Origin of the sequence: Ralstonia sp. A12, assembly GCF_000801955.1 — a bacterium.
Taxonomy (GTDB): Bacteria; Pseudomonadota; Gammaproteobacteria; order Burkholderiales; family Burkholderiaceae; genus Ralstonia.
In genome coordinates this window covers 67805-83994 of the sequence record NZ_JSZO01000003.1, presented here as the reverse complement: position 1 = coordinate 83994, position 16190 = coordinate 67805, and the positions used below count along the sequence as shown (strand labels likewise).

General features: G+C 65.0%; 13 protein-coding genes. 4 read left to right on the top strand and 9 right to left on the bottom strand.

The window, feature by feature from the left end; genetic code table 11:
- Window positions 1-25: 25 nt before the first annotated feature.
- From nadC to purN, 7 genes are all read right to left on the bottom strand, one after another.
- Window positions 26-922, bottom strand: coding sequence for a carboxylating nicotinate-nucleotide diphosphorylase (gene nadC, locus PI87_RS06915; RefSeq protein WP_039596978.1), 897 nt, complete (start codon window positions 920-922; stop codon window positions 26-28).
- Complete coding sequence (nadA, locus tag PI87_RS06910; RefSeq protein WP_039596977.1) at window positions 919-2067, bottom strand: quinolinate synthase NadA; 1149 nt, start codon at window positions 2065-2067, stop codon at window positions 919-921. Before nadA ends, nadC begins: the two co-directional genes overlap by 4 nt.
- Before the next feature lie 191 nt (window positions 2068-2258).
- Entirely contained in the window at window positions 2259-3449 is a 1191-nt protein-coding gene (locus PI87_RS06905) for a DesA family fatty acid desaturase (protein ID WP_039596976.1), read from the bottom strand.
- 372 nt (window positions 3450-3821) lie between these two features.
- A complete protein-coding gene (locus tag PI87_RS06900) occupies window positions 3822-5186 on the bottom strand; it encodes a mechanosensitive ion channel family protein (protein WP_039596975.1) in 1365 nt (454 codons plus the stop codon).
- Window positions 5187-5211: 25 nt separating this feature from the next.
- Complete coding sequence (locus tag PI87_RS06895) at window positions 5212-5781, bottom strand: phospholipase D family nuclease (protein ID WP_039596974.1); 570 nt, start codon at window positions 5779-5781, stop codon at window positions 5212-5214.
- A complete protein-coding gene (locus PI87_RS06890; protein WP_039596973.1) occupies window positions 5778-7187 on the bottom strand; it encodes an RsmB/NOP family class I SAM-dependent RNA methyltransferase in 1410 nt (469 codons plus the stop codon). Before PI87_RS06890 ends, PI87_RS06895 begins: the two co-directional genes overlap by 4 nt.
- Entirely contained in the window at window positions 7184-7834 is a 651-nt protein-coding gene (purN, locus tag PI87_RS06885) for a phosphoribosylglycinamide formyltransferase (protein ID WP_039596972.1), read from the bottom strand. Before purN ends, PI87_RS06890 begins: the two co-directional genes overlap by 4 nt.
- Before the next feature lie 413 nt (window positions 7835-8247).
- On the opposite strand from purN, the gene PI87_RS06880 reads away from it, so the two are divergent.
- Complete coding sequence (locus tag PI87_RS06880; RefSeq protein ID WP_039596971.1) at window positions 8248-8913, top strand: response regulator transcription factor; 666 nt, start codon at window positions 8248-8250, stop codon at window positions 8911-8913.
- 52 nt (window positions 8914-8965) lie between these two features.
- Here the strand turns inward: PI87_RS06880 and PI87_RS06875 are convergent, their stop codons facing one another.
- Window positions 8966-10801, bottom strand: a complete 1836-nt coding sequence (locus PI87_RS06875; protein ID WP_039596970.1) for an ATP-binding response regulator — start codon at window positions 10799-10801, stop codon at window positions 8966-8968.
- Window positions 10802-11022: 221 nt separating this feature from the next.
- Between PI87_RS06875 and PI87_RS06870 the strand changes: the two genes are divergently transcribed.
- The 3 genes from PI87_RS06870 (at window position 11023) to lspA (ending at window position 15548) form a co-directional block, all read left to right on the top strand.
- Complete coding sequence (locus tag PI87_RS06870) at window positions 11023-12021, top strand: bifunctional riboflavin kinase/FAD synthetase (protein WP_039596969.1); 999 nt, start codon at window positions 11023-11025, stop codon at window positions 12019-12021.
- A gap of 105 nt (window positions 12022-12126) precedes the next feature.
- Entirely contained in the window at window positions 12127-15006 is a 2880-nt protein-coding gene (ileS, locus tag PI87_RS06865) for an isoleucine--tRNA ligase (RefSeq protein WP_039596968.1), read from the top strand.
- The gene (gene lspA / locus PI87_RS06860) at window positions 15006-15548 is read left to right on the top strand and encodes a signal peptidase II (RefSeq protein WP_039596967.1); all 543 of its coding nucleotides are present in this window, start codon (window positions 15006-15008) and stop codon (window positions 15546-15548) included. Before ileS ends, lspA begins: the two co-directional genes overlap by 1 nt.
- 55 nt (window positions 15549-15603) lie before the next feature.
- On the opposite strand, the gene PI87_RS06855 is transcribed toward lspA, so the two are convergent.
- On the bottom strand, window positions 15604-16170 hold the full coding sequence (locus PI87_RS06855) for a YdcF family protein (protein WP_039596966.1): 567 nt from the start codon (window positions 16168-16170) through the stop codon (window positions 15604-15606).
- Window positions 16171-16190: the final 20 nt, after the last annotated feature.

Sequence of the window (16190 nt, the reverse complement as noted above, 5' to 3'; positions counted from 1 at the left end):
CTGATTCGACCGATTATTCGACCGCCTATTCCACAATTCGCAGGGAGTAGTCGGTCGCACGCACGTCCTTCGTGAGCGCACCGACGGAGATGCGGTCCACGCCCGTCTCGGCAAACGCGCGGATCGTGTCGATGTTCACGCCACCGGACACCTCCAGCAACGCCCTGCCCGCGGTCACGCGCACAGCCTCGCGCATCGCAGACGGCCCGAAGTTGTCGAGCAGCACGGAGGTGGCGCCAGCCGCCAGCGCTTCATCGAGCTGCGCGAGCGTTTCCACCTCAACCTGGATCGGCACGCCGGCATTCAACGCCTGCGCCGCCCGCAGGGCCGCCGTCACACCGCCCGCTGCGGCGATGTGGTTTTCTTTGATGAGAATGCCGTCGTACAGCGCCAGACGTTGGTTCTCGCCGCCACCGATGCGCACAGCGTACTTCTGCGCCAGCCGCAGGCCGGGCATCGTTTTGCGCGTATCGAGCACGCGAGCACGGGTGCCCACGATGACATCGGCATAGCGCGCGGTTGCGGTCGCCACACCAGAGAGCAACTGCAGGAAGTTCAGCGACGGGCGCTCAGCCGTGAGCAGCGAACGCGCCGGGCCTTCGATCTCGCACACCACCGAATCGGGTGCCATGCGATCGCCCTCTTGCTGGCGCCAGGTCACGCGCAGCGCTGGGTCCACTGCGCGCATGCATGCGTCGAACCATGGCGTACCGCACAGCACCGCATCCTCGCGCACAATCACGCGCGCACGCGCATGGCGATCGGCAGGAACCAGCAAGCCAGTACGGTCGCCCGTGCCGACATCCTCGGCAATGGCGGCGGTCACGTTGGCGGCCAGCGCCTCACGCAGCGCCGGGCCGAAGCTGTCGAAGATTGCCTGCGCCGCCGTCACGCTCGTTGCGTTCATCTGGGTTGCCGTCATGCCGGACCGATTCCTTGGAAGAGTTGCGCATTGGCCGCCAGATCACCCTGCGGCCGAACCGCCGCTTTCTCGCGCGCGGAGAAGTCCAGCATGCGATCAATGCAGACCACAGCCTGCTTGCCGATCGCCGGATCGACATGGATTTCGTTGGCGCCGGTTTCCAGCACCTCGGCCAGATTCGTGAGCGCGTTCATCGCCATCCACGGGCAGTGTGCGCAGCTCTTGCAGGTTGCGCTGTTGCCGGCGGTCGGCGCTTCGATGAAGCGCTTGCCCGGTGCAGCCATGCGCATCTTGTGCAGGATGCCGTTGTCGGTCGCGACGATGAATTCCTGCGCCGACAGCGACTGCGCCGCCGCAATCAGCTGCGAGGTCGAGCCCACCACGTCCGCCTGCGCCACCACGGATGCTGGCGATTCCGGGTGCACGAGGATCTTCGCGTTCGGGTGCTCGGCGCGCAGCAGGTCCAGCTCGACGCTCTTGAACTCGTCATGTACGAGGCACGAGCCCTGCCACATCAGCATGTCGGCGCCGGTCTGTTGCTGAATGTAGTTGCCGAGATGGCGGTCCGGCGCCCAGAGGATCTTCTTACCCTGCGCATGCAGGTGCTGCACGATCTTCAGGCCAATGGAAGACGTCACCATCCAGTCCGCACGCGCCTTCACAGCGGCACTGGTGTTGGCATAGACAACCACGGTGCGATCCGGATGCGCATCACAGAAAGCAGCGAACTCATCCGGCGGGCAACCCAGATCGAGCGAGCAGGTCGCATCCAGGTCCGGCATCAGCACGGTCTTCTCGGGGCTCAGGATTTTTGCGGTCTCGCCCATGAAGCGCACACCTGCCACCACCAGCGTCTTGGCCGAATGGTCGCGGCCAAAGCGCGCCATCTCCAGCGAATCCGATACACAGCCGCCAGTCTCCTCGGCCAGGTCTTGCAGATCGGCATCCACGTAGTAATGGGTGACCAGCACGGCCTCGCGCTCCTTGAGCAGGCGTTTGATGCGGGCCTTCAGCTCGTCGCGCTCCTCGCGCGACAACACGGGCGGTACCTTGGCCCAGGCGTGGGCGACACAGCTGGCACCGGACTGCGCCTCGGTAAGCATGTCCGGGCGATCGAATTCAACCGTCTTGATGTGGGCTTCCATGATGGTCTCCCCGTCCGGCAGGAGGCCGAGAAGCTGGCTCGGCAATGAAACGGACGGCGTGTGAGGAGGACACGTACCGCGATGCGCTCTCGTAGGCGATTCGTGCGGCTTGTTAAAAGTGTGACTTGGGGCAGTTTACCCAAAAGAAAAGCCCCGCTGCGGAGCGGGGCTTCACCTATGAAACAGGAAACTCAGGCGTAGCGACGCAGGCGTACGGCAAATTCCTGCAATGCGTGGATGCCACTTTCCTCGGCGCGCTTGCACCAATCCTGCAGTTGGCTCAGCAGTTGCTCGCGCGTGGCATTCGAGCGGCCCCACAGGGCGCCCAGTTCACGGCGCATCTCAACGAAGGTGTGCAACGACGAGTGATCCGACACGATCTGCGAAAGTTGCTCGCGTTGCGGCGCGCCCAGCTTGGTCTCGTCGCGGTGGAACCACTTGCGGGCCGGCTTCAGCGCGCGGTATTCCACGTCGCGCGAGTCCTTCAGTTTGGCCAGCTCCTGACGGTAGGCAGCCTTGACGGTCTTGGCATAGCGGGCCATCACGTCGTAGCGGTTGGCAATGATGGCTTCCAGCGTGTTCTGGTCAACCGGCTTCACATCACCAAAGCGTGCCTTGGGCGCCACTTTTTTGACCTTGGCCAGGCCGACGATCTCCAGCGCGCGGATGTAGCCCCAGCCGATGTCGAACTCGTACCACTTGACCGAAAACTTGGCCGACGTGGCGTACGTGTGGTGGTTGTTGTGCAGCTCTTCGCCGCCGATGATGATGCCCCAGGGCGACACGTTGGTCGAAGCGTCTTCGCAGTCGAAGTTGCGATAGCCCCAGAAATGGCCCAGACCGTTGATGATGCCGGCAGCGTGAATCGGAATCCACAGCATCTGCACAGCCCAAACGGTCAGGCCGATCGCGCCGAACATCAGCACGTCGAGGATCAGCATGAGGCCCACGCCTTGCCACGTGAACTTGGAATACAGGTTGTGCTCGATCCAGTCATCCGGCGTGCCGTGGCTGAACTTCTCGATCGTTTCCTTGTTCTTGGCCTCGGCGCGGTACAGCTCAGCACCTTCGAGCAGCACCTTGCGGATGCCGCGCGTCTGCGGGCTGTGCGGGTCGTCTTCGGTTTCGCACTTGGCGTGGTGCTTGCGGTGGATGGCAGTCCATTCACGGGTGACCATACCGGTGGTCAGCCACAGCCAGAAACGGAAGAAATGCGCGGGAATCGGATGCAGATCCAGCGCACGGTGCGCCTGGCAGCGGTGCAGGAAAATCGTGACGGCGGCGATGGTGATATGCGTCACCACCAGCGTGAAAATCAAAATCTGCCACCAGGCCCAGTTCAAGGTGCCGTTAGCGACGAAATTCAGGATGGAGTCGATCAAAGTGATCTCCGTGGTCAACTCGGGTAATCGAGGCAGCCTAGGTCGGGGTTGACGGTGCTGTCTCTTCAGGCCATCCGCTGTCGCAGTGTTACGACAGTGGGGTCGTGTTGGCGGGGGTTCGGGTGTGCCCACCCGGCTTGCGCGTCACATCGGCGGGCTATCAGCCGCGCCAGTCATGTGACCTCCGCCCCTGCGCAATGCAAGAGATTCGCGGCGCTTTGCCGCAACTGAAAGCCATTGCGACGGTGCCGTCTGATCCTTTGTGGGAGCATCCAGCATTTTAACCGAATACCCCCTCTATTCCATGAGGGAAAACCGTCAGTTTGACCCAAAACAAAGGGGCTTCGTTCCTAACGGCCGTGTGCTAGACCGTCACGCCGGCGCAGAAGGATCGGCGGATGGGGCGCCTGCATCACCTAAAGCACCCTGCTGCAGCGCCAGCGGCCCCAGCACACGCACTTCGCGCTGCGGATACGGAATCTCGATCCCCGCTTCCTTGAAGCGGCGATAAATGGCGCGGTTCAAGCCGGACTGCACGCCCAGCTTACCGTTGTGGGGGTCACTGATCCACACGCCCAATTCGTACTCGATACCGCTATCGGCAAACAGCGCCATGAAGGCAGCCGGTGCCGGATCGGCCAGCACGCGTGGGACACCCTCGGCGCATTGGACGAGCAGCGCGAGCACCGCTTCCGGGTCTGCCGCATACGATGCCTGCACACGCACCGCCACCCGCACCATGCCGCGCTCGTTGTGGTTCTGCACGGCCTGCGCGACCATCAGTTCGTTCGGCACCAGCGTGTCGCCGTCGCCGTTGCGCACGACGGTGTAGCGCGTGCGGATCTGCGTGACGATGCCGGTGAAGTTGCTGACCGTGATCTGATCGCCCAGCTTGAGCGAGCGCTCCAGCAGGATGATGAAGCCCGACACATAGTTGCTGGCGATCTTCTGCAAGCCGAAACCCAGGCCCACACCCAGCGCACCGCCAAACACCGACAGCACCGTCAGGTCGATCCCCACCAGCGACAGGCTCAGCAGCAGCGACACCAGCAGCAGCACCGCCTTGGCCACACGCGAGAGCACTACCTTCAGGTTCGCATCGATGGCCGAAGCACGCGTGATACGGCTGTCCAGCCACGAGCCGAACCACATCGCCACCAGCACGGTGAGCAGAATCCACACCGCCGCCATCAGGATGGCCGCCAGGTTCACCTTCTGCTTGCCGCCGATCGCAAACTGGATGCTCTCCAGATAGTCGACCACGTCGCCGAGCACGCCCACCACGTAAAGCACCGTCACGACCCACATCAGCGTGGTCAGCACGCGCTCGGTCAACACCAGCATGCCATGCAGATTGCCGCTGGCCGACAACACGCGGCGCAGCACGTAGAACGCGAGGTTCAGCATCGCCAGGCCGAACAGCGGTACCGCAGCCAGCCGGAACACGCTGATCGGCATCGTGCCAACCAAGGCATAGCGCGCCCCCAGCACCAGCAGCCAGCCGAGCAGCGGGAACATCGCCCGCTCCAGGCTCGCCCACGCAAAGCGCAGCGCGAAGTTGTCGTTCTCGTGGCGCGCATGCAGGTGCCGCGAGATCGGCCGCGCGATCAACCAGGCTACGCCCAGCAGCAACACCAGCACCACGAGTTGCCAGATGAAGCGCGGGCCGCCCAGATCGGAGACGATGTCGCCGATCATGTGGCCCAGTGCGATGTGATTCAGCGGGATTCCATTCATTGACGACTGCGGTTATTGCGCACGCTCATTGCGTGCGATACGGCAACGCATCACCCACGTGCTTCTGCCAGTTGGCGGCGTAACGCTGCGCGAGGTCAGCATCGCCGCGCACGATCAGTACGTTTTCGGCATTGCCGCGCTGCGCGGTCTGCGTGAAGTTGAAGCTGCCGGTCACCAGTACCGGATGCGCCCCACGCGGGTCAACCACGATGACCTTGTTGTGCGCGTTCTTGTAGCGCACCTCCAGCCACACCGGAATGCCCGCGTTGGCGATCTCGGGCACGCGGCTGCCGCCCGAGCGCGTCATCTGCTCGCGATCGGCCAGCACGCGCACGTCCACGCCACGCTGATGCGCGGCCAGCAACGCCCGCGTGATCGCCTTGTTCGACAGCAGATAGGCCTGCACCAGCACCTGCTCGCGGGCCTGGTCGATGGCATCGGCCAGCAGCCCTTCAATGTCGTCGTCCGGCGTGAACGCGGCCTGCACCGTGCCCTTGGCAGGCTGCACCGGCGGCGTGTTGCGTGCCTGGGCGATGCCGCCGGCGCTGAAGACCAACGCAGCGGCCAACAGCAAACCCAGCTGGCGCAACATCATGCGCGGCGCTCCAGCACGGCGGCAAAGAAGCCATCGGTCTGATGCACTTGCGGATACAGCTCCAGGTACGGGCCCATTTCAAGCGCGATCTTCTGCGCGGCCAGCACCTCGCCGGCGGGCACGAGCACAAAGTCTTCGTGCGCAGCCAGGAACTGCTCGACCACTTGCTGGTTCTCGCGCGCCAGCACACTGCATGTCGCGTAAACAAGACGGCCGCCCGGCTTCAACAGCCGCGCCGCAGAGGCGAGGATCGACTGCTGCTTGGCCGACATCTCTTCCACGGCCTGCGCGGATTGGCGCCACTTCAGGTCCGGATTGCGACGCAGCGTGCCCAGCCCGCTGCACGGTGCGTCGACCAGCACGCGGTCGATCTTGCCAGCCAGGCGCTTGATCTTGGCATCGTGCTCGCTGTCGATGCGGCTCGGATGCACGTTCGACAGACCGCTGCGCGCCAGGCGAGGGCCAAGATTGCTCAGGCGCTTCTCCGACACATCAAAGGCGTACAGACGCCCAGTCGAGCGCATCGCCGCGCCAATCGCCAGCGTCTTGCCGCCGGCGCCTGCACAGAAATCCACCACCATCTCGCCGCGCTTGGGCGCCAAGAGTTGGCACAGCAGTTGGCTGCCCTCGTCCTGCACCTCGACCGTGCCGTTGGTGAAGATCTCGAGCTTGTTCAGCGCCGGCTTGCCTGCCAGGCGAATACCCACCGGCGACAACGGCGCCACCGCGCCTTCGATGCCGGCTTCGACCAGCGTCGCGAGCACAGCGTCGCGCTCGCCCTTGAGCGTGTTGACGCGCAAATCCAGCGGCGCAGGCGTCAGCCAGGCTTGGGCCAAGGCCTCGGTAAATTCGGCGCCGTGCTGCGCGACCAGCGCGTCGAACAGCCAATCCGGCAGGTTGGCGCGCACGCGCGGCGCCAAAGCTGCACGATCGCGGAGTTCCCAGCGGTCCAGCCATTCAGCCTCGACCGGCGTCAGGAACGGGGCGATGGCCGTGCGGCCGGCCGTCTGCAGCAGGCCCAGCACCACCAGGCGACGACGTGCCGGGCCGGAACCGCTCTCGGCAAACTGGCCGAATTCGACCTTGCGGCGCAGCACGGCAAACGCCGCCTCGGCGATGATGCCGCGCTCGCGGTGGCCCAGTTCGTGGTGCTCGCGGAAGTACTGGCTGACGACCATGTCGGCCGGTGCCGCGAAGTGCAGCAGGCGGGCGAGCACCTTGTCCAGGTGCTCGAAATGGCTGCCGTGCACGCCGGTGCGCGGGCGCGGGGCGCTGCGTTGCTGGGGCTTGCCCTGCGGCGCGCGATACCACCCGCCGCCGCCCGCGCCGTGACCAGAACTCTGGCGCTTGTTGCCACCACCGCTGTTACCGCCGCCATTGCGCGAACGCTGACGATCCTGACTCATGCTGCCTCCTGGGCGTCAACGCCAATGACAAGTTGCGACGCATCCGGCGACACCCGGACCACGCCTTGTTCGACGCGCAAGCGTCCTTCCACAAACCAGCGCACGGCACGCGGATAGATCACATGCTCCTGCGTCAGCAACCGCCCGGCAAGCGACTCCGGCGTATCACCCTGTCGCACTTCGATGGCTGCCTGCAGCACGATCGGGCCGTGGTCCAGCTCGGCGGTCACGAAATGGACCGTCGCGCCGTGCACCTTCACGCCCATGGCCAGCGCCTGTTCGTGGGTATGCAGACCGGGGAAGCACGGCAGCAGCGACGGATGAATGTTCAGCATGCGCCCGGCGTAATGATTGACGAAGCCCGGCGTCAGGATGCGCATGAAGCCCGCCAGCACCACCAGATCGGGCGAGAACCCGTCGATGGACTGTGCCAGGGCGGTATCAAAGCTGTCGCGGTCAGGGAAGCCCTTGTGGTCGACCACCGCGGTGGCAATGCCGTGCGAGGCGGCAAATTTGAGGCCGGCGGCGTCGGGACGGTTGGAAATCACGGCGGCAATGCGCCCCGGCCAACCCTCGGTCTGACAGGCGCGAACGATGGCTTCCATATTCGAGCCACGTCCGGAAATGAGAATGACGATGTTTTTCATCGCGGCATTTTATCAAGTGCGCCGCACTCCCCCGAGAAAATCCGCTGTGACGGCCTGGGGTGGCGCCTGCACGGCCGTGCCAGGCCCGCTTTTGCCGGTAGCGTGGTATTTAGCCGACGGGCTTCAGCAAAATCCCTTCCGTGCCGATAAAAACGGGCGGAGCGGGCGTCAAGGCGTTGGCGCGCCGCGCTGCGGTCTGATAATCTCGACCCCATAATTGTCCGCGCACCCGGGGGTCGGGGTGCTGCCAGTGGTGATCCGTCGCATATCTCGCTTCCGGTCACCCTGCGCTGCAACATCGTGCGGTCGATAACCGTGACGGCCGATCGGCATCAAGCTTGACGGCCAACCGCCCGCGCCGGGTCGGCACGCGTACAACAACAAGAGGGCACTGCCCTCACCGGGGAATAAGAATGACGAGCTCGCTGCGTAGCCTGCTGGTGGTCGACGACCACCCTCTCGCCTTGTCTGGCACGACCACGTTTCTTGCACAAGCCTTGCCTGAAGTCCAGGTGCACGCTGCCATTGGCCGCCGCCAGGCGCTGGCACTCGTCGATGACGGCGTCCGCCCGGACGTCGTGCTGCTCGATGTATGGCTGTCCGACTGCACCGGCTTCGATGCCATGCGCGAGCTGCGCGGCAAGCTGCCCGAGGCACGCTTTGCTTTCATGTCGGCCGAGAACACACCCGAGATCGTCGCCAAGGCACAGGCCCTGGGCGCCATCGGCTTCATCGGCAAGCACGCCGATGCGCATGCCTTCTCCAAGGCGGTGGCCGGCATCTTCGGTGGGGATTCGTCGTTCCCATCGGAAGACGACCTGGGTGGCGTCAATGGCAAAGGCAGCGCCTCGCATGGCATCCCCATCACGCCGGCAGAACTGGGCCTGACGCCGCGTCAGGGTTCGGTGCTGGCGCTGCTGCTCGAGGGCCTGCCGAACAAGTCGATCGCACGCCAACTGGGGCTGACGGAGAACACCGTCAAGGAACACGTCTCGGCGATCCTGCAGCGGCTGGGCGTGCGTACGCGCATCCAGATCATCTCGCGCATGGAGCGCTTCCGCCTGACCGGCGCGGCCTGATCGCCTGACCTGACCACGGCGCCGCACTCAACGGCGCCGCTTCAACCCTGTCTCAGTACGCGACCTGCGGTTCGACTGCACGCCCGCGCAGCCAGCGCTTGAGCAGCACACGCAGCATGTTCGGGTCCATCGGCTTGGCCAGCAGCAGATAGCCGGCTTCTTCGGCACGCGCCAGCGCCGCGGAGTTGCGGTCCCCCGTGAGCAGCACAGCGTGTGCGTCCGGATGGCTGACCTGCCAGCGCTCGAGCAATTGCAGGCCGTCTTCCTTACCCGGCAGACGCAGGTCGCAGAAGATGATCTGCGGGCGCAGGCCCTTCGTGAGCAGTTGATCGGCGGCGGTGCCATCGGCGGCGCTGTGCACCTCGACGCCCCAGGCTTCGAGCAGCGCGTGCCAGGCCTTGCGGATCTGCGGATCGTCGTCCACCACCAGCACCACACCCGAGAAGCGCGGCTGATCCAGTACCGCACGCTTCTGCTCGGCACGCGGCTGAGCAGCCAGCGGCGCCTTGATCTCGGCCGGCACCGGCCGCAGCGCCATCCAGAACATCGAGCCCCGCCCAGGCACCGAGCGCACACCAAACGTGCCGCGCAACAGACGCACACATTCCTTGTAGATCGACAGGCCCAGACCCAGGCCCTGGCTCGGATCACGCTCCGGGTTCTCGACCTGGTAGTACGTCGAGAAAATGTCCTTCTGGTGCTCGGGCGCGATACCGATGCCGGTATCCCACACCTCGATGCGTAGATACTTCTGACGCACACGCAGCGCCACCATCACGCCACCACGCTCGGTATAGCGCAGCGCGTTCTGCAGCAGGTTGAACAGCGCCCGGCGCAGCAGCACCGGCTCGGCCATGCCGAATACCGGCAACGGCGGAATGCGCGACGTCAGCGTCAACCCTTTGGCGCGCGCATCGGGCATGAACTGCTGGACCACCTCGGTGATGACTTCGCCCAGATCCACCGGCTCCAGCGTCGGCGAGGTCTTGCGGCTTTCCAGCTTCGACAGATCCAGCAGCGAGCGGAACAGCAGGTCGATGGTGGCCGCGCCCGAAGCCAACTGCTCCACCAGCGGCGCCAGCGACTCCGACTGGTTGCGCGCCCGCAGCGCCTCCACCAGCAGCACGATCGCGTGCACCGGCTGGCGCAGATCGTGGCTGGCAGCGGCCAGGAAGCGCGACTTCTCTTCCGACGCCGACAGCGCGCGTTGTTTTTCGTCCTGATAGCGCCGTGCGAGCTGGCGGCTTTCGTTCTCAAGCTGGATTTCGCGCACCAGCGTGTTGTGGATGTTCACGGCATGCCGCGTCAGCAGCGCCGCGAAGAACAGCAGCACGCCGCGCAGGTACAGCCCGTGGCCGGGAAACGCCTGCTCGGCCAGCAAGAAGTGCGGCGCCAGGATGCCAGTCCCCAGGATCAGCAGGCTGGACGGCACCGGCGCCTGCGAAAGCACCGCCGCTGCCGCCACCCCGATGATGACGATCATCAGCAGGCTGCTGAACTCCAGCGACGGCGACATCAGGTACAACCCCGCCGAGCAACCCCAAGCCACCCCGCCCACGGCCGACATGACATGCATGCCCGTCCACCACTTGCGGGTGTGCGCGGCCAGCGTCATGCGGGTCAGGTCGTAGCGATAACCGAAATAGAAGCGCAGGCCCGAGGCGGTCAGGCACAGCATGATCAGGCACCAGCCCAGCAGCGCCGGACGAATCGAGGCATCCCCCCAGAAGGCCGCCATCGTCAAGGCGGGCAGCACGACGGAAGCCGCGATCCCCATGGGGGTGCCGCGATGCACGGCAGCAAGCAGCTTGGCTCGGGCGTCCAGTTCAAGCGGCGCGCGGCTGGCGAGCCCGAACTTGGTGAAGAAGATGCGCAACGGGGCGTTCAAAGGTAGGCGGGGAAGAAACCGGATATCGGATTGTGCCGCAAGGTTACGGCGGACGGGCACACCGTTCGGACGATTGTGCAACACCGCTGCCCGTTCGCCCTCGCGCCCGCCGGCGCTGGGGCAATCCCTTATATAATGTGCGTTTTGCTGGATTTTTGCGGATTGTCACGTCAATCCGGCACGAAAACAGTTTCTTTTTTCCTCGATCACCGACGCCTCTCGTGAAAGTCTTTCGCGGCCTGCCCAACGCTGAAAGTCGTGCGCCCTGCGCGCTGACCATCGGCAACTTCGACGGCGTGCACCGTGGCCACCAGTCGCTGCTGGCCCGCGCGCGTGCGGCGGCCGACGCACGCGGGTTGCCGCTCACGGTCATGACCTTCGAGCCGCATCCGCGCGAGTTCTTCATGCCGGACCGCGCGCCCACGCGCATCGCGCTGCTGCGCGACAAGCTGGAAAGCCTGCGCCGCCAGGGCGTGGACCGGGTGGTCGTGGAGCACTTCAACGCGCATTTCGCTGGCCAGACGCCGGATGAGTTCGTGCGCAACGTACTGGTCGACGGCCTGCACACGCGCTGGCTGCTGGTGGGCGACGACTTCCGTTTCGGCGCCAAGCGCGCGGGCGATTTCACTTACCTGCAGGCTGCCGGCGCCCAGTTCGGTTTCGAGGTCGAGCAGATGGGCTCGGTGTCGGAGTCCGGCATCCGCATCTCCAGCTCGGCCGTGCGCGAGGCACTGGCCGCCGGTGACCTGGAACACGCGCGCCGCCTGCTCGGCCACGGTTACGCCATCAGCGGGCACGTGGTGCATGGGCAGAAGCTCGGCCGCTCGCTGGGTTTCCCGACGCTGAACCTGCGCATCTCCCATAAAAAGCCGGCGGTGGCAGGCATCTTTGTCGTGCAGGTGCATGGGCTGGCTGACAAGCCATTGCCCGCCGTCGCCAGCATCGGCGTGCGCCCGACGGTGGATGATTCCGGCCGCGTGCTGCTGGAAGTGCACATCTTCGATTACAACGCCAGCGTCTACGGCAAGCTGGTCCGCGTGGAATTCATGAAGAAGCTGCGCGATGAGGCCCGCTTCGATTCGCTCGATGCGCTGAAAGATGCCATCGCGCAGGACTGCATCGACGCCCGCAACTTCTTCGGTCTGCCGATTCCGCCGGCCGGTGAATCACCCGCGCTGCGGCGAGACTTCGCCACCTCCGCCACCGACCGAATTCAGTAGGCGGTTGCCACACGCACCGCCCGAAAGCCACACCGCGCACGCGCTCTGCACTGATCCGGCGCGCTGCATCGATCCGAATTGCCCGAATCTGCCCCACATCACACCATGTCCGATTCCAAGAAGCCCACGCCGGAGAAAAGCAAGTACCCGGTCAACCTGCTGGACACCCCGTTCCCCATGCGCGGCGACCTGCCCAAACGCGAGCCGCAATGGGTCAAGCAGTGGCAGGACAAGCAGCTCTACAAGAAGATTCGCGCCGCTCGCAAGGGCGCCAAGAAGTTCATCCTGCACGACGGCCCGCCGTACGCCAACGGTGATCTGCACATCGGCCACGCGGTCAACAAGATCCTCAAGGACATGGTGATCAAGGCGCGCGGCCTGACCGGCCTGGACGCCGTCTACGTGCCGGGCTGGGATTGCCACGGCATGCCGATCGAGATCCAGATCGAAAAGCAGTTCGGCAAGGGCCTGCCCGTCAAGGAAGTGCAAGAGAAGGCGCGTGCCTACGCCACCGGCCAGATCGCCCGCCAGAAGGTCGACTTCGAGCGCCTGGGCGTGCTGGGCGACTGGGCCGATCCGTACCTGACGATGAACTTCCGCAACGAAGCGGATGAAGTCCGTGCGCTGGGCAAGATCCTGGAAAAGGGCTATGTGTTCCGCGGCCTGAAGCCGGTCAACTGGTGCTTCGACTGCGGCTCGGCGCTGGCGGAAGCGGAAGTCGAATACGCCGACCGTACCGACCTGTCGATCGACGTCGGCTTCCCGTTTGCCGATATCGACGCACTGTCGAGCGCCTTCCATGTGGGCGCGGATGTGCTCAAGGCCAAGCCGGGCTGGATCGTGATCTGGACCACCACGCCGTGGACGATCCCCTCCAACCAGGCGCTGAACCTGCACCCGGAAATCGAATACGCGCTGGTCGATTCGACGCGCGGCCTGCTGATCGTCGCCAAGGAGCGCGTCGAAGCCTGCCTGCAGAACTGGAAGCTTGAAGGCACTGTGCTGGCCACGTGCGAGGGTGCTGCGCTGTCGCTCGTGCGCTTCCACCACCCGCTCGCCAAGATGGATGCGGGCTATGACCGCCTGTCGCCTGTCTACCTGGGCGACTACGTGACTACCGATACCGGTACCGGCATCGTGCACTCCGCGCCTGCCTATGGCGTGGAAGATTTCCAGTCGTGCAAGGCGCACGGCATGGTCGACGCCGACATCATCAACCCGGTGATGGGCAACGGCGTGTACGCATCCACCCTGCCGCTGTTCGGCGGCCAGCTGATCTGGGATGCCAACCCGAAGATCGTCGACGTGCTGCGCGACTCCGGCAACCTGTTCGACGCACACAAGCACCCGCACAGCTACATGCACTGCTGGCGCCACAAGACGCCGATCATCTACCGTGCCACGTCGCAGTGGTTCGCGGGGATGGACGTGCAGCCCAACGACGGCAACGGCACGCTGCGCGAAACCGCGCTGGCCGGCATCGACGCCACCGCGTTCTACCCGTCGTGGGGCAAGCAGCGCCTGCACAACATGATCGCCAATCGCCCGGACTGGACGCTCTCGCGCCAGCGCCAATGGGGCGTACCGATGGCCTTCTTCGTGCACAAGGAAACCGGCGCGCTGCATCCGCGCACGCCCGAGCTGCTGGAGCAGGTTGCCCAGCGCATCGAAAAGAGCGGCATCGAAGCGTGGCAAACGCTCAACCCGCGCGAACTGCTCGGCGATGACGCCGACATGTACGAGAAGAACCGCGACACGCTCGACGTGTGGTTCGACTCGGGCACGACGCACTGGCACGTCATCCGCGGCTCGCATGCGGCTGACCTGTACGACGCGTCGGCTGATCTGCCGGATGGTCGCCTGGCTGACCTGTACCTGGAAGGCTCCGACCAGCATCGCGGCTGGTTCCACTCGTCGCTGCTGACCGCCTCGATGCTGTACGGCAAGCCGCCGTACAAGGGCCTGCTCACGCACGGCTTCACGGTCGATGGCGAAGGCCGCAAGATGTCCAAGTCGATCGGCAACACGATCGCGCCGCAGGAAATCGCCAACAAGATGGGCGCCGAGATCATCCGCCTGTGGGTGGCCTCGACCGACTACTCGGGCGAACTCGCCATCTCGGACGAGATCCTGAAGCGCGTGGTGGAAGGCTACCGCCGCATCCGCAACACGCTGCGCTTCCTGCTCGCCAACCTGACAGACTACGACCACGCCAAGCACGCGCTGCCGACCGAGCAATGGCTCGAGATCGACCGCTACGCCGTGGCGATGACCGACGCGCTGCAGAAGGAAGTGCTGTCGCACTACGACGTGTACGAGTTCCACCCGGTGGTGTCCAAGCTGCAGACGTTCTGCTCGGAAGACCTGGGCGGCTTCTACCTCGACGTGCTGAAGGATCGCCTGTACACCACGGCGCCGGATTCGGTGGCGCGCCGCTCGGCACAGAACGCGCTGTACCACATCACCCAGGCGATGCTGCACTGGATGGCACCGTTCCTGTCGTTCACGGCGGAAGAAGCGTGGCAGGTGTTCGCACACGGCACGGAGCACACCGACACCATCTTCACCAGTACCTACTACGACGCCCCGGTGCCGCAAGGCGCCAGCGCCCTGCTGGAGAAGTGGGCCGCCATCCGCAACGTGCGCGGCGAGGTGACCAAGCAGCTGGAAGCCCTGCGCATCGACGGCAAGATCGGCTCGTCGCTGCAGGCGGAAGTGACCGTCGCAGCAGGCGACACGGTGTACGACGCATTGGCCAGCCTCAACGACGACCTGCGCTTCGTGCTGATCACGTCGGCCGCCAAGCTGGAGCGTGCGCCGGAAGGCGGCGACCTGCTGATCAGCGTGGTGCCGTCTTCGCACGCCAAGTGCGAGCGCTGCTGGCACTACCGCGCTGACGTCGGCCACGACGCGGCCCACCCGACCCTTTGCAAGCGCTGCACTGACAACCTGTTCGGCGCCGGTGAACAACGGAGCGCGGCGTAATGGCGACAACTCGGGCGGCGCGTAACAGCGGCAACAACGGCAAGAGCAAAGCGGTCTCGCGCAGTGGCGGCGGCGGTCATGGCGTGGGCCCGTGGCTGGGCCTGGCCGTCATCTGGATCCTGCTGGACCAGTTGACCAAGGTTGCCATCAGCAAGACCTTCACCTGGGGTGAGTCGCGCCCCATCACCGGGTTCTTCAACTTGGTGCTGGCCTACAACAAGGGCGCGGCGTTCTCGTTTCTGGCGGCGGCTGGTGGCTGGCAGCGCTGGTTCTTCACGGCCCTGGGGGTGGCGGCAGCGGTGTTCATCGTCTGGCTGCTCAAGCGGCACAGCGGGCAGAAGATGTTCTGCTTCGCGCTGGCGCTGATCCTGGGTGGCGCGCTGGGCAACGTGATTGACCGCGTCATCTACGGTCACGTGGTGGACTTTCTCGACTTCCACCTGAATGGTTACCACTGGCCTGCCTTCAACGTGGCGGACTGCGGCATCTGCATCGGCGCGGTGCTGCTCATCATCGACGAACTGCGGCGCGTGCGTCGCTGACATCCCCCTGGGGCCGCCAATGCGCGGCCCTTGTCGGCTCAGCCCTCCTCAACCATCAATAGCGCACGGAGTACCACGCCCGCTTGATGTACTCCGCCAGGATGGTCCCGCTCTCGTAGACCGGGAACGTCTTGGAGAGCGTGTCGCCGGCAAACACGCCGCGCACGCCCCACGTCACCTCGGGCCAGACCGCGCGGAACACCTTCAGTGCGCGGCCAGTGTGGTACCAGCTCGTGACCAGCACGGCACTCTGTATCTGCTGCCCCTCCAGCGCCTGGCGCGTCATCTCGGCGTTCTCCATGGTGCTGCCGGATTGGCACTCGCGGCCAATGCGGTCTGCCGGCACGCCAGTCATCACCAGACGCCGCACGATCACCCGGCAATCGCCCTCGCCGCTCACAAACACGCGCGGCGCCACGCCCGCGTGGTACAGCTCGGCCGCACCGATCACACGCTGGCTCGACTCACCACCCAGCACGACAATCACGTCGGCGTGCGCCGGCACCGATTCCTCCCGCAGCCATTGCTTGGCTCCATACACCAGCACCGCCCCGGCGATGAAGGCAACAATGGACAGCGCACCAATCACCGCCAATACATTGCGGAAGAAACGGAAAACCATATTGGGAATCAGTATTTGAG